We start from the raw sequence: 14,209 nt of genomic DNA, 5'->3' as shown, positions 1-14,209 counted from the left end.
CAAAATGGAAAATGAAAGGACGAGACGATGCATAGTGAAGGCAAAGATATGAAACGACGAGATTTTCTTTCAATGGCAGGCAGTGTAACGGCACTGAGCGCGTTTCCTCTTATTCCTAAATCCGCCGTTGCCGCGACACACAAGGAAAAAGCCCCTGAAGGAGCCAAAATACACCGTATTGGTATCTACCCTACTATTGGTATCTGTCGTGTCGGTGGCAGCGATCAATACTTCTTAGCGCCAGAAATTCCGGGCTTGCCACCAATGCCTGAAGGCGGCTTTAAAGACGGCACTCAAGCAATAAAAAAACAAGCTCAACGCTTTCGAATCTATGCATTTGATGATCAAAACCGCGTCATTGGTGAAATTACCGAAAGCAACGCAACCATTGAATGGAGCGTACACCTCGCCAACACGAAAGCCGCTTGGTATGGATTCAATAACCCGCTCGATAACGGAGAACTCGCTCCGGGAATTCCCGGGCAAAAACGCAATCAATACTTCGTATCGGATAAAGAACGAGAACGTATGTTAGTAATTGATGGTGGAGAACGAAAAATCTCAGGCTCGGATCAAAACCGCGAAGGTGAGAACGCCTGCTATCAATTCGAAGGCAAGTTTTGGAATAAAGAAACCGTTAATTTAGGCAAACTTAAAACAGATGAACAAGGGCGCTTGATCGTTATTCCACCTAGTGGGGTATCAAACAGCCCCACCAACGCGCCCATTACAAGCTTTGCTGATAACGATGGTTGGCATGACGATTGGTGTGATGGACCGGTACAAGCCGAAGTCACATTAGAAGACGGCACGATCCTAGAAGCCGATACCGCATGGGTTGCCTGTATCGGGCCGAACTTTGCTCCAGAAATCCCCCCCGTTACAACGCTTTACGACGTCATTTCAAATATGAATGCTGAGCAAGGCTGGACATCACCTGTCCAAACCCCCATTTCATTTAGGAAATACATTTACCCTATTTTCCGCCGTTTGGGGCTAATGGAATGGGTAAGCTCTGCAGCTAATCTGCGTCAAGGCTGGTTAGGTGTGGGCGATTTTTCTGATCCAGCCTACATTGCAAAGTTGGCAGATCCTAGCGCCGAAAACAGCGCTTTTAGAAAGGACATTTTTTCCAAATTTCGTAACCCCAACAATAAAAGCGACACAGCCTACTTGGATGAACGCCTGAAAATGCCGATGATGTTAGGCGACGGAATCAACTACGACGGAAGCCCGCTTCAATGGTTTCAGTTCCCCCACCAGCAATATCAATTTTTAGAGTATTGGGCAGCGGGTAATTTTATTGACGATTTTGAAGATGCTCATGCAGATAATATTCATCATATTGAAGATATAGACGTAACTCTTCAACCCGACGCGTTAACAGAGGCGGCGCTTGAACCTTGTTCAGGCGGCGCATTCCACCCCGGAGTCGAGCTGACGTACTACCTTCGGATCCCAAGTATGTTCGCTAGAAATTATGATAATGCGGCAGATCCATTTAGGCTTGCTCACCGAAAGCGCATTATGCTTGTCCAAAATGTAGGCAGATTGTTGACCATAGAAAAAGCGACTCATGGCGATCTTGCCTTAGGTACACCACCGCCTCTAGCACACCAATGGGCGGGAGATTTAACGCGATGGATGGGGCTTCCTTGGCAATGTGACGCCTTCAGTTGCCAGCAAGTTCTCATGCAAGAAGATTTCCCGACTGCGGTATGGTGGCCCGCCCTATTGCCGATAGATGTATTACCTGAAGAGAATTACACTCAATTAATGGACGAATCACTTGATGATTCTGAACGTGTAAAATTCTACGAAAACAGAGCGGATTGGAAAAGAGGCGTTGCAGGCATCGGTTATCACGCCAATGCAAGCTATTGGGATGGTATTACCAATATGATTACCCTCTGGGAAAGAATGGGGTTTGTCGTGAAACGAGAAGGTCCTAAAGGCGCAGGAACCACAGGCTTATCCGCCGTCCCTAAAGAGATGTATGTTGAAGTAGGTCGCGGTAATGTAGAAAACCGATTTGATTGGACTCCTAAGATGGGAGATTTGCCTAATTGATGGCACCGTTTGTCTATGATGTAGCGGTGGTTGGAGGCGGCCTTTCGGGCGCGGCTGCAACCATTGCTCTCAAACAAGCAGGTTACTCTGTCGTTTGGATTCGCCCTAAGTTTGAAGTCACCGATTATAAAGTCGGTGAATCGCTTGCTCCTGCTGCGAACCCTATTCTTGCCGAGCTTAATTTGTCACATCTGCTTCAATCTCACAAACATCGACAATCGAACGCTACATTTACTGCATGGGGTCAAACTGAATTAGTGGAGAGAAACAGTGCCATTCATTTAGAGGGCGCAGGCCATATTATAAACAGAGTAACGTTAGAAACAGACCTCAACATGAAAGCAACCAACGTGGCAGATAGGGTCGTTGAAGCAAGGCTCAGTGATGTATCAGAAAGAAACGGCGTTTGGTTACTGTTAACAAACAATGTCGACGATCCACACCGCGTGTCTGCGCGTTTTATTATCGATGCGACAGGAAGATCACAGATACTCAGTAAAAAACTGGCGCATTTGAATATTACTAAAACGAAAACAAATGACCATCTGGTTGCTGCATATGCGTTTCTAAAACAGCGAGTTGATTCCAACGTTATTCCAACACAAGCGACCCTAATAGAAAGTGTTGACTCTGGGTGGTGGTACGCGTCTTTACTTGCTAACGGCGCACTGTCTGTCAATTTTTACTCTGACCCGGATCTTATGCCCAAAGGACTCACTGACGATATTGCGACATGGCGGAATTTAATCAATCAAACAGAACACATCTCGTTTTGGATTAAAGACGCGGAGTTTGAGATCGACTCGCCCCCCAAAATTACAAGCGCTGCAACGCGTTGGTTAACCCCAGCCGCAGGTACTGCGTACAAAGCAGGATGGATGGCCATAGGTGACGCAGCTGCATCGTTTGACCCGCTTTCTGCGCATGGAATGACAACCGCATTTTGGGCGGCAGCACAATGTCCAAAAATCGTCGAGTCATACCTAGCCAACGACTACAGCGCTCTTCAAAAATACGCTGACGCGGTTAAAAAAGGTCGAAAAAACTATCTATTACAACGAAATGCCATGTATTCATATGAAAAACGATTCCGAAATAACATTTTTTGGAAAAGAAGGTTTTAAAAAGAACGAGTACGTATAGTTACGTATTCGTTCGATCGGTAGTCGAGTTAGTTATAAACCCGTATGCAGTTTCGTCCTGCGGCCTTCGCTTGATACATTGCAGAATCAGATCTAAAAATAAGGTCTTTAAGAGATTGTGTCTGGTCTAGAAAATTCGTAGATATGCCAATGCTTAGTGTAATGTGGATATGCCCTACTCCAATATCAAACGGCGTCTCTTCGACCAAAGCTTTTAGATCATTTGCGATACGCTCGGCTTCATTTAATGCGCTCTCTAATACAAGTATGAATTCTTCCCCACCATAACGAAACGACAAGTCGTTCATCCGAGTAAAGTCATTCACGATACCACCCAATTGTTTTAGCACCAAATCACCGGCACGATGGCCATGTTTATCATTTATCACTTTAAAGTGATCTATGTCGAAAAACAAAATGGAGATGGGGGAACGGTTCAGCTTGGCTTTTTCTTCCACTTTAGTGCTAATTTCATCCAAATAGCGTCGGTTCAATAGACTCGTTAGGGGATCTTTTATCGCATTGTTATGAAATTGATTAATGAATTTTCGCGATACCATCAATAAAACAAAGCAGTTTATAAGCACCAAACACAACGAAATAAACGTGTTGCGATAGACTTCACTTTTTGTTGTTTCTTCCAAATCGTCGATATAAGACCCTGACCCAAGAACCCAGCCCCATTGTTCAATCGGTGTAATATAGGCGACCTTCGGGTAATGTTTCTCACCATTTGGCTTCATCCAAGAGTAGGTCACAAAACCGCCACCCGATTCAGCAGTTACTAGCATATCATGCACAAAAAATTTTCCGTTAATATCAAGCAGGTCCAATGTAGAGGTTCCTACTACGCCTCGCGAAAATGGGTGCATAATCATAGTGCCCTGTTTATCCAAGACCCAAAAGTAGCCCCCCTCTGGGTAGCGAAGTTCTGACAGCATTTCTAGTACATGTGCCTTCAACTCGTCCTTCGATAGGTTAGTAGGCTTAGAGGACATCAGTTCAACAAGATGTTTCGCTGTTAAGACTTGAGCTTGAACATGTTTATAACGCTCGTCCCTTAGAAGCGTATCGAGTTGATACATGGTTAAAGCAATCAAACATCCCATCGAAAACAGGCCGGTTAATAAAATTGCAGCGAGTGCTGACCAAGTATTGGCGTAATGTGCCTTAAATGAAAACAAAAAATCCCCTCAAATATCATAAAAACGAAAGCCGTCCGACTAGAAGAGTTCAAAGGGAAGTTACGCTTACGCTCAATACCTTCCATGAGTAAATAATTTTTTTTGTTCTCGCTGTTCATTCTGATGAAGCCACAGAAAACCATATCACTCTTCAAGCAAAAACGGATGTTCTATCAAGTAAATTGCGCCGAGAATAAATTTCAAGTATCGCGGCCAAACGCCTATTCGAGCGCTATCTTCTCACTATTATATAGACTGAATGGGACACCATTTCCACTAAACTGGCGGGATTATTCCTATTCAATATAAGGGGCTGTAAAGAATAGCGAATTTGATGGGGGAATAAGTAAGGAGAGAAAGCTAAAAGCTCTGCAACCGCAGAGCTTTTAGCGAAATAATATAGAGCGTTATGACTGTGCTTGGTTTCGAATGCTGCGCTGGCGCTCGCGTTCTAGCTCTTTTTCACGACGATTTTTTTCCACTGCGTCCAGTACTTCGGAACCAATGTGAGCTTCGCCACGCGATTTAGCAAGCTGAACCTGACGTTCGCGCTCTATGAAACGCTTACGTTGCTCATCAGTATACTTATCGAAACAATGAAGGCAGCTTACGCCTTGCTCAAAACGCTCGTCCTGTTTCTCTTCTTCGGTAATCGGCATACGACAAGCGTGGCATTGATCGTATTCGCCTTTTTCTAACTTGTGATTTACAGATACGCGATTGTCGAAAACAAAACACTCGCCTTTCCACATAGATTCGTCTTCAGGCACTTCTTCAAGGTATTTAAGAATGCCGCCTTCTAGGTGGTACACCTCTTCGAAGCCTTGCTCTTTCATGTAAGCGGTAGACTTCTCACAACGAATGCCTCCAGTACAAAACATAGCGACTTTTTTCTGCTTTGCCGGATCCATGTTTTTCTCAACATAGTCAGGAAACTCGCGGAATGTATCTGTCACAGGGTTTACGGCATTTTCAAATGTACCAATTTGATATTCGTAATCGTTTCGTGTGTCAATTAACACAACATCTGGATCTGAGATAAGGTCATTCCAGTCTTTTGGTTTTACATAAGTTCCTACCACTTCACGCGGGTCAATTCCCTCTACGCCCATGGTAACGATCTCTTTTTTAAGCTTTACCTTCGTACGATAGAAAGGCATCGCTTCATCAAAAGACTCTTTATACACAATGTTATCTAGACCAGGCTGTTGATCTAACCAAGTTAACATCGCGTCAATTCCCTCACGAGATCCGGCGACTGTACCATTGATCCCTTCACTGGCAAGTAGCAAAGTGCCACGTACTTCGTTTTGGGTTAAAACGTCTAACAAAGGCTCACGAAGGGATTCGAAGTGATCCAACTGAACAAATTTATAAAGGGCACATACAACAACGTTCGACATATTCTTCTCCTATGCGATCTGGAACGTAAAACCAGAGCAATTAAACTCGGCGCGCATTATAGAGAATTCACACACAAAAAACGAGTCTATTGATATGGATCAAGTTGTGTTCCAGTCGTATTATTGATTCGAAACCAGCCGGCAATACTATGGCGCGTTCTTTTTGCTGGCTTCACTTCATGCGGGAAGGCTTCGCTGAGGAAAATAGCAAAACGACCTTTTTTAGGTAAATAGCGTCCGATTTCTGCGTTATTGTCCTCTTCGTCGTACAGCACAAATTCACCGCCATTTGGCACTTCCCAATCATAGTTAAGATACAAAACGGTGGACAGTAAGCGATTTGATTTCCCGATAAAAGAATCGAGGTGCTTTTCATAAAAAGCACCTTCTTCATAGCGCGCGAAATGTGCCTCGTAATCCCACAAACCTAAAATAAGTTTACGATTTAGCTCAAGACGGAGTTGCTCCATGACCTCTAAAAACTGCTTTGTAGCTGGCGTATCAGGCTCAATCCATTGAATGCGATCTCCGCGAGCATTAAGCGAAACCTGATGATCCGATGAACGGCCTATTCCTGCTTGCTTCATAGTCTCAGGGTTAAGTGTTTTCGCCTCTTGAATTAACTCTTCAATCAATTCGCTTTTAAAGAACTCATCCAAAACACACCAGCCTCTTAGACGAATATTGTGAACAATCTCATCCAATGACACCTTCTCTGACATAACCGACTGATCCACTCTAACCTCGCGACACTTCAAGCCAATATTGATAATTGCGCCATCTTACTGTAGCTTGCCGAACAACTCACCCGTTTTTTCTGACGTTACATACCGAAAAATTGAACCCGTTATGTTCGCCCTGCGGTTCTATATTGTAATGCGTATAATTAAAAATCAGGATATTTACACGCCTCACATGTACACTCTGCGTAATTATCAACAAGAAGCTGTCAATGCAACCCTCAGTCATTTTCGTGAAAGTGATGACAGTGCCGTTATAGTACTGCCAACCGGAGCGGGGAAAAGCCTTGTAATCGCAGAGTTGGGACGTCTTGCTAGAGGAAAAGTAGTCTGTCTAGCACACGTCAAAGAGCTGGTAGAGCAGAATCACAGTAAATTGGCGGCACTTGGCGTTGAAACAGGGGTGTTCTCCGCAGGATTAGGGCAGCGAGAATTAAGTAAAAAAACAACCTTTGCCAGCGTACAAAGCTTGGCTCCTAATATTGAATTATTTTCTGATCCAATTAGCTTATTGATCGTTGATGAATGCCACAGAATTTCAAACAACAATGAAAGCCAATATCAAAAGGTCATCGAACATTTTCAAAGCCTAAATCCGCGCGTTCGTATACTTGGCCTAACAGCCACGCCTTATCGGCTCGATGCAGGTTGGATTTACAAAAAACATTATTGGGGGTTTTATCGCGATGCTCCGAAAGCATGTTTTGAAAAATGTATCTACGAGCTACCGCTACGCCGCTTGGTAACCGACGGTTATTTAACAAAACCGATCGTTTACGACGCCGCAATAGAGCAATACGACTTTAGCGCTCTCTCTGAATCGCTCGACGGTGAGACAGATTCAACAGATCTAGCCTTAAACAAGCTGGTGTCTAAGCACCCACGCGTAACCAAGGCCATCTGTGAACAAATCATCGAGCTGAGCAAAAACCGTCTTGGAGTTATGGTTTTTGCTGCGACAAGAGAACATGCCACGGAAATATTGAGCTATCTCCCAGAAAGCGATTCAGCCTTAATCACGGGTGAAACTGCCTCAAAAGAGCGCGATAAAATAATAGCGAAATTTAAACAGAAACAGTTAAAATTTCTCGTAAATGTCTCCGTATTAACAACAGGGTTTGATGCACCGCACGTAGATGTCATTGCAATATTACGACCCACCGAATCCGTCAGTCTATATCAACAAATCGTAGGAAGAGGTCTACGACTTAGCGATCATAAAAAAGATTGCTTGATTCTGGATTACACTCATCAAGGCTATGATCTCTATCAACCAGAAATCGGAACCAAGAAACCTAATCCACACGTTAAGTTGGTTCAGGTTGCCTGCCCTCAATGTGAATTTCAGAACCTATTTTGGGGCAAAAAAAACGCGGAAGGAGACATTCTCGAACACTACGGTCGCCGTTGTCAGGCCATAGTTGAAACACTAGATGGTGAACTGCAATGTGATTATCGGTTTGTCTTCAAACGCTGCCCGCAATGCAATGAAGAAAACGACATTGCTGCACGCAATTGTGCGCATTGCCAACACAAGCTGATCGATCCTGATGACATACTAAGAAAAGCACTTAACCTAAAAGACCACAAAGTACTTCGATGTCAAGCAAGCTCGGCGGTAATAGAGGGCAGTAAAGTGCGCATTACCTATCATGATGAAGACGGGGAAACGTTAGTAGAATCCTTTGAGTTCAAGACAAAAAAAGCCATTAAACGCTTCAATGACGAATTTGGCCGCAGATTAGGTAAAGGATCGGTTCCCGTTACCTTCGATACAATAAGCGACGTTACGCCCTTTTTAGACTATCTTCCAACACCCGACTTTGTGATTGCAAAAAAGCAAAAAGGGTCATTTTGGCAAATAACAGAACGGCTATTTGACTACGCTGGCCCGTACCGAAAAGCGAACGAGCTATAAAAGAACGAAGCTTACATTAAAGCAGAGAAAGCATCATTTCGCTGCGTTTTGATAGGACACTTCAAACGGCAAGTTTAAGCTCTTTAAACGGGATAAATTGGCTTTTGAATGATAATCTCCACTGCTCAGGCAAGACATCATTACAAACCAATAGTTGGCAATCATATTGTCCGCAAATAGCTGAGCCATCTCAGAATTGACGCCAACGCGCTCAAATCGACTCGCAATGCCAGATGAAACAATCTTCATTTGTTGGCTGTGAAAGCCGTCTGTTACAAGGCTGTCCAATACGACATTTTTCGTAAATTCTTCCAAGTCACCAAAGAAGTGAAACAGAGTTTGAGCGACTTGCTGCAAGTAATTGCTTGGAGACTCGGTAAACTCCTCTTTTTCTGCGTGTCGGGTTAACGCATCCTCCAACTCTTCAAAGAAAATCTCTTTGACCAATTCCAGTTTGTCCGAGTAGTGAACAAAAAAAGTTCCTACTGCAACATTAGCGTCACGACTAATTTCGCGGGTCGTCGTGCCGTCTATTCCATTTTCAAAAAACGACCGCTTTGCGGCGCGTTTTATAGCTTCCTTAGTTTGCTGCTTTTGGCGTGTACGTTTATTCACTCGGGTTCGCCTCTTTGTCTTGATACGAACGAGTTTATACGAATCTATAAGCGGTTAAAATAAGAACAATAAAGAGATTTTTTTAAGTAAATTTTAAGTGGGCTGTGAAATAGAAAATAAAAGTGAAAGCTCGATTAGTAGCGCAATGCCACTTTTTTCCTCACTGTGAGTTTATTTTTAAGGTCTTTAAGGAAAGTTGTAATACGCTCAGCGTTTTCACCAAAATCTTGGTCACCCATACGTGAACACGATCTCATGTCCACACGTATATGGTTGTCTTCTTCTATGATTCGCACGACTACATCGTCTCTAAAACCAAAAATAGGTGTTCGGGCGGTTGCTTCAACAATCCCGGCTTCTGGGAACTCAGACACTATTTGCCAACCATTTGCATCCATCAATGCAAGCACCGCAGCGTATACTCTTGTTTTTGGTTTTGATAAGAATAAAGGTTCTACATTTGGATAGAACGCTTGCTGTAGTTCTGCCCATTCCGCATTGTACGTCAGATCATTATCAGAGGATTTACGGATAAAGGGCACATTAATATAGGTAGGAGGAACTTCAGTATCAGTGGTGACATCACTGATTTTAGGTAAACCCAGTTTTTGCAGATAAAAGGCGATCCAAACAGTGCTATAAGCAAGAGACACCACTAAAACCATACTGCAAAAGCGTAGCTTACTGCCGTCTGAACGTCTTCTAAACAGGAGCGCTGATAGAGCAGCAATACACGACAAAATAAGTGCTGCAAAAACACTTTTTCTTAGGAAGGAAAACCCTGTTATGGGTTCGATCATGCCAACTCGCACGCCCGCAATAGAAAAAAACGCTATACATCCTACAACAATCATCGAAAAGTATAAGAAAGGAGAAATATAACGACTCATAAGGTTCCTGAAAAGTTAATGCTGATGCAACTGTAGCTTGCACAAACGGTAATGAACAAGGCACAAATCGGCGTTCTGTTTTGATTCCTAGTTTCTTGCATAATTAGCGAATAAAATTAAGTTATTTCGCCTATTCATCCCTTACAATGCTTCTAAATTGCACGATAACTCAACTACAGCACAATAATGAAACATACACCTCATACTGTCGATATTTTGCGAGAACACTGCACTTCCCTTTCAAGACGTCCCTTTCTCGCACGAGGCTCTTCGGCGATAAGATGCTCAACATGCTTAATGGCAGAAAACGCATGCTTTTGTCTTGAACGCAAAGCCACAACAAGCCCTATAAATTTCATTCTACTCTATCATCGAGATGAAATTTTCAAGCCAACCAACAGCGGAAGGCTCATTGCAGATCTTTTCCCAGAGCAAACTCAAGCGTATTTATGGAGTCGCACAGAGCCGGACATTAAGCTACTCGACCACATAAGTAACTTGCAAGGAAAAGTTACTATTCTTTATCCCGAAACGGAGCGAAGAACTCTAAACAAGACGATAATCGAAAGCGAAAAGGCGTCCTTTTTCGAAAGGCGCGCAGAGCACACCTTTATCGTACTTGACGGCACTTGGAAGCAAGCCAGCAAAATGCTCCACCAAAGCCGTTGGCTAGATTCGATACCTACATTGGCAATCAATGAAGCTTCTCAGCGTACTTTTCTTGTTCGCCATTCTGGCCATGATATGCAATTCGCCACGGCTGAAGTCGTAAGTATGCTACTTTCTCAATTGGAATTAACCGAACAGAGTGATCAACTTTTACATTACTACCAAACATTTAATAGGCAATGTCTCAAAAGTAGAAAGCGCGGAAATGATCTATAAGTTACGATCATCTCGGCTTCTCGTTATACAGGACGGTTAAGCGTTCTTGCAAAACCGTCGGTACAGAACTGAACGGCTTGTTTTTTCTTTCTCCCAATTAATACAGGCCCATTTTCTAAGAATAAAAATGCTTTCCAGGTTCGCTTAAACACGCCCCAAGTTGTTTCAAACACAATTTCATTGCTGCAACAATAAAATACTTTGGTGTCTTCACCCCAGTTTCCTAAATGCTCTAAGATAAATTCAGGAAGAGTCTCGTCGTCGGATTCCCATCGAACTTCCCATGCTTCACGGCCAATTTCATTGGCAGAATCCACAACCCAATCGCTCTCTTTTAGTAACTCTGGATGAAGGTGGTCAGCACTCACGTAATCTCGCCAAATATCCGCCGCGCTCGACTCAGACAACCACTTAATTTCCTGCTTATCCTCTTCGGACACAAAAGGATCACGACGATTAAAAACCCATGATTTTGGAAAAGAAGATAATGGTATGTAATTCGACATGTAACAAACCTAAAAAATAGATGAAAAAAAATAACCTAAACGATGAAAAACCTTCGTTTGTGCTCACGATTCATGGGGAGTAATCTTAAATTGTTGTAATAAAACAACATCACCAAAATCAACAACTCAATTGAGTTAGGAGCAAACTATGGACTCTCAAGAAAAATATGAAGCATTGCTAGCGCGTTGGGGCTTTGAAGATCGCAGCCTAGAGACACAAAAACGTCGTCAAAAACAAAAAGAGCAGTTAGCGAACGTAGCGTCGTTATTTAAGGGTTTTATTAAAAGTGCATTGCACATGACTGTAAAACCATCTTCTCTACAAACTACGCACTAAACAATAGACTCATTACAGCATTATTCGCAGCATGAACGATTATACTGCAATTTTTAGCCAATCTTAGTTTATGCGGGGAGAAAAAAAATAATACCCCCTCTTTCCTTTCTTTGTAACACTCTTCTTCGATACTATCATTGACAACGTTCAATAGGGTTTTCTCCTATTGTATCCACTATGCAATTCCATTTTTTTGTTATGAGGTAATACGATGCCAGTTGACTATCACGCCATAATTTTTGATTGCGACGGCGTCATTGTCGATACCGAAACTATTTCCAACAGAGTCATGTTCGAACTCCTTCAAGAAAGTGACATCGCTGTGAGTTTAGAGACCATTCATAAAGAATTCACAGGTTACACGACTCAACATAACCTCGATGCAATAGAAGCGTTAACTCACAAGAAAGTCCCTGATCATTTTTTATCCGAGTATAAAGCAAGATTCCAAAAGCACATCGACCTCTACTTAGAACCGATTCAAGGAATTACAGAAGTCTTAAGCAAAATTCAGACACCCATCGCAATGGCGACCAACGCCACTCGTAAAGAAATGGATTACAAGCTGAATAAAATTGGTCTGATCGAGAAGTTCAAAACACGTTTTTGTGTAGACGATGTTGTGCATGGGAAACCTGCACCCGATATGTACGTAAAAGCGGCTGAAGCGCTTAACATCCCACCGAACAAGTGCATTGTAATAGAAGATTCGATTGCAGGTATTACTGCAGGAGTGGCAGCCGGAGCAACGGTCTACGCATACAGCGCAATGGTAGATTCTTCAGCGCAGATAAATGCAGGGGCGGCAGAAACGTTCACTTCAATGAAAGCACTCGAAACATTACTCGGGCTAGCGAGCAAGTAAAAGACATAAAAAACAGAAACAGCAAGGGGAAACGACTCCCCTCGCTAACAAGACTTTTTGCAGTGTTAAGTCTTGTGCTATAGCTTTTGCAATTGCTTTAACAGGCTGCGCGGTAAATCCTTTATAGTGAGGGAACCGGTTTGCTCATCAAACTCTACCGACTGCCCAATAAGGTCTGCATCGAAACTCAGTGTCATCGTTCTATTCGAACCTGATACTCGTGTAAGCTTTTTAAGCGCCGCTTTTTCTACAAAGACTTCCTTCTCTATATTAAATGCGTCCGATTCAGCAATTTCTAAAAATTGACTCGCTTGTTCAGGAGAGAAACGGTTTTCAATTTGCTTCGCTATTTCTTTTATCTCAATAGGCTGACGTTCTTCTGCCCGCTCCATACATTGCTCAGAAACACTCTTACGAAACTCATTGGCTTCCTTCGTCGGTAACGACGCAGCCTGACAAAAAGCCGCTGCTGCTTCTACCAATTGACGAGTTTCTTTCGCTGCCACTTTTGGCTCATTGCAGCCAATAAATTTAGTAAAGTACTCACTTTCCTGTTTTGGAGCTCGACCAAAGCGAAACGCGATGTATCTGGATTCGTCGCGGTCATGATAGGCACTTAAATTAACCCGCATAGCCATATGCAACTTTTCAGTTTCTAATTGCTCTACTTGCGCGAACGTTAAATCAGAACCCAGCGTTAATCCTTGCTTTCTCTTCAAAAGTACAATGAACAGAAAGTGAGTTCCTTCCACTTCATAGTGATTAAACCAAAGTAAACCACCTTCTGTTTCCTCAACGGATTCAATATGTCGTACAAAATCAGTAGCAACCGCTTTAGTAAAAGCAGAAAAATCATCAAAAGACGATCCATCAAAATGACGATGAAGCAATGCGGGTAATTTAGCGCCTTCGTCGCTGCCTTCCTCGTTACTGAAACGCCCAGTGTTCATACCTGAGCGATTAAACAAATTGGTTACCTGAGCCGCTAAAGACAGGGCATCATCGTCTATTGGGTTTTCATTTGGGCGAGCAACCAACATGGCTTTAGACTCGTTCACTGGCTTTTGTACTTCGTGTACAATTAAGTTGACAATAGACACTCACAACCTCTTGCGTTTAGTATGAATGGTTAGTTACAAAAAATATTTCGGTATTTCAACGCCTACACGTCTTATAATGAAAATATTGGACGTTTGATTTTGGCAATGATGCCGACGATCGCATAATAGAAAATAGCGACTTTTTCTAAATGATTAAAAAAGCACGTATTATGGCATCACGCCGACACAAATTTTCTAAACCTAAGTCGAAAGCCGACACGCGTGAAGAGATTAGTTCTCAAATAGACCAATTCCTTCAACAAAAAGGCGAAATTCAACAGGTAAAAATGGGAGAGTCAGGCCTTCAAGACGGCAAGTATAACACGAGCCATCTAGGATTTATCGAGCCTAAAAAAGAACGTACGCCATTAAATGACGTTATTGTGGAAATGCAACAACGAAACGCAGCCAAAAAAGCACCAGTAACGCCAACAAAACCTAAACAGCCGAAGAAAAAAATCATCTACGATGATTTTGGCGATCCGATTCGTTGGGTTTGGGAAGAGTAGAGTGCGAAAAGTAGTGTGTGAAGAGCACTCCTAAGACGAGCCTGC

General features: G+C 42.9%; 14 protein-coding genes. 7 read left to right on the top strand and 7 right to left on the bottom strand.

What is annotated here, in order from left to right; all coding sequences use genetic code 11:
- Positions 1 to 27: 27 nt before the first annotated feature.
- Both goxA and goxB read left to right on the top strand, forming a co-directional pair.
- Entirely contained in the window at positions 28 to 2,070 is a 2,043-nt protein-coding gene (gene goxA / locus DFP79_RS03880) for a CTQ-dependent glycine oxidase GoxA (protein ID WP_208111387.1), read from the top strand.
- Positions 2,070 to 3,194, top strand: coding sequence for a glycine oxidase maturase GoxB (goxB, locus tag DFP79_RS03875; RefSeq protein ID WP_133502616.1), 1,125 nt, complete (start codon positions 2,070 to 2,072; stop codon positions 3,192 to 3,194). Before goxA ends, goxB begins: the two co-directional genes overlap by 1 nt.
- Before the next feature lie 47 nt (positions 3,195 to 3,241).
- Here goxB and DFP79_RS03870 read toward each other — a convergent pair whose 3' ends face one another.
- From DFP79_RS03870 to DFP79_RS03860, 3 genes are all read right to left on the bottom strand, one after another.
- The gene (locus DFP79_RS03870) at positions 3,242 to 4,396 is read right to left on the bottom strand and encodes a diguanylate cyclase (RefSeq protein WP_133502615.1); all 1,155 of its coding nucleotides are present in this window, start codon (positions 4,394 to 4,396) and stop codon (positions 3,242 to 3,244) included.
- A gap of 407 nt (positions 4,397 to 4,803) precedes the next feature.
- Entirely contained in the window at positions 4,804 to 5,799 is a 996-nt protein-coding gene (trhO, locus tag DFP79_RS03865) for an oxygen-dependent tRNA uridine(34) hydroxylase TrhO (protein ID WP_133502614.1), read from the bottom strand.
- Positions 5,800 to 5,885: 86 nt separating this feature from the next.
- Positions 5,886 to 6,536 carry a 2OG-Fe(II) oxygenase gene (locus DFP79_RS03860; RefSeq protein ID WP_133502613.1) on the bottom strand — a complete coding sequence of 217 codons (651 nt, stop codon included), beginning with the start codon at positions 6,534 to 6,536 and terminating at the stop codon, positions 5,886 to 5,888.
- A gap of 139 nt (positions 6,537 to 6,675) precedes the next feature.
- On the opposite strand from DFP79_RS03860, the gene radD reads away from it, so the two are divergent.
- Entirely contained in the window at positions 6,676 to 8,457 is a 1,782-nt protein-coding gene (radD, locus tag DFP79_RS03855) for a DNA repair helicase RadD (protein ID WP_243730186.1), read from the top strand.
- 33 nt (positions 8,458 to 8,490) lie between these two features.
- Here the strand turns inward: radD and DFP79_RS03850 are convergent, their stop codons facing one another.
- Positions 8,491 to 9,072: a TetR/AcrR family transcriptional regulator gene (locus DFP79_RS03850; protein ID WP_133502612.1), complete on the bottom strand. Its 582-nt coding sequence runs from the start codon at positions 9,070 to 9,072 to the stop codon at positions 8,491 to 8,493.
- Positions 9,073 to 9,206: 134 nt separating this feature from the next.
- Positions 9,207 to 9,962 carry a DUF1499 domain-containing protein gene (locus tag DFP79_RS03845; protein WP_133502611.1) on the bottom strand — a complete coding sequence of 252 codons (756 nt, stop codon included), beginning with the start codon at positions 9,960 to 9,962 and terminating at the stop codon, positions 9,207 to 9,209.
- Between the two features lie 186 nt (positions 9,963 to 10,148).
- Here DFP79_RS03845 and DFP79_RS03840 point away from each other — a divergent pair, with 186 nt between their 5' ends.
- The gene (locus tag DFP79_RS03840) at positions 10,149 to 10,847 is read left to right on the top strand and encodes a tRNA-uridine aminocarboxypropyltransferase (RefSeq protein WP_166637631.1); all 699 of its coding nucleotides are present in this window, start codon (positions 10,149 to 10,151) and stop codon (positions 10,845 to 10,847) included.
- 23 nt (positions 10,848 to 10,870) lie between these two features.
- Here the strand turns inward: DFP79_RS03840 and DFP79_RS03835 are convergent, their stop codons facing one another.
- Positions 10,871 to 11,353, bottom strand: coding sequence for a DUF2947 domain-containing protein (locus DFP79_RS03835; protein WP_133502609.1), 483 nt, complete (start codon positions 11,351 to 11,353; stop codon positions 10,871 to 10,873).
- 148 nt (positions 11,354 to 11,501) lie between these two features.
- Between DFP79_RS03835 and DFP79_RS03830 the strand changes: the two genes are divergently transcribed.
- Together DFP79_RS03830 and DFP79_RS03825 are read left to right on the top strand one after the other, a co-directional pair.
- Positions 11,502 to 11,690: a hypothetical protein gene (locus DFP79_RS03830; RefSeq protein ID WP_133502608.1), complete on the top strand. Its 189-nt coding sequence runs from the start codon at positions 11,502 to 11,504 to the stop codon at positions 11,688 to 11,690.
- A gap of 211 nt (positions 11,691 to 11,901) precedes the next feature.
- Positions 11,902 to 12,555, top strand: a complete 654-nt coding sequence (locus DFP79_RS03825) for an HAD family hydrolase (RefSeq protein WP_133502607.1) — start codon at positions 11,902 to 11,904, stop codon at positions 12,553 to 12,555.
- A gap of 77 nt (positions 12,556 to 12,632) precedes the next feature.
- Here DFP79_RS03825 and DFP79_RS03820 read toward each other — a convergent pair whose 3' ends face one another.
- Positions 12,633 to 13,655, bottom strand: coding sequence for a nucleoid-associated protein (locus DFP79_RS03820; protein ID WP_133502606.1), 1,023 nt, complete (start codon positions 13,653 to 13,655; stop codon positions 12,633 to 12,635).
- Positions 13,656 to 13,825: 170 nt separating this feature from the next.
- Here DFP79_RS03820 and DFP79_RS03815 point away from each other — a divergent pair, with 170 nt between their 5' ends.
- The gene (locus DFP79_RS03815) at positions 13,826 to 14,164 is read left to right on the top strand and encodes a hypothetical protein (protein WP_243730184.1); all 339 of its coding nucleotides are present in this window, start codon (positions 13,826 to 13,828) and stop codon (positions 14,162 to 14,164) included.
- Positions 14,165 to 14,209 lie beyond the last annotated feature (45 nt).

It is taken from the genome of Marinomonas balearica (assembly GCF_004362145.1).
GTDB classification, from domain to species: domain Bacteria; phylum Pseudomonadota; class Gammaproteobacteria; order Pseudomonadales; family Marinomonadaceae; genus Marinomonas; species Marinomonas balearica.
The sequence above is the reverse complement of the archived record's forward strand: the minus strand, read 5'-3'. Positions and strand labels throughout refer to the sequence as shown.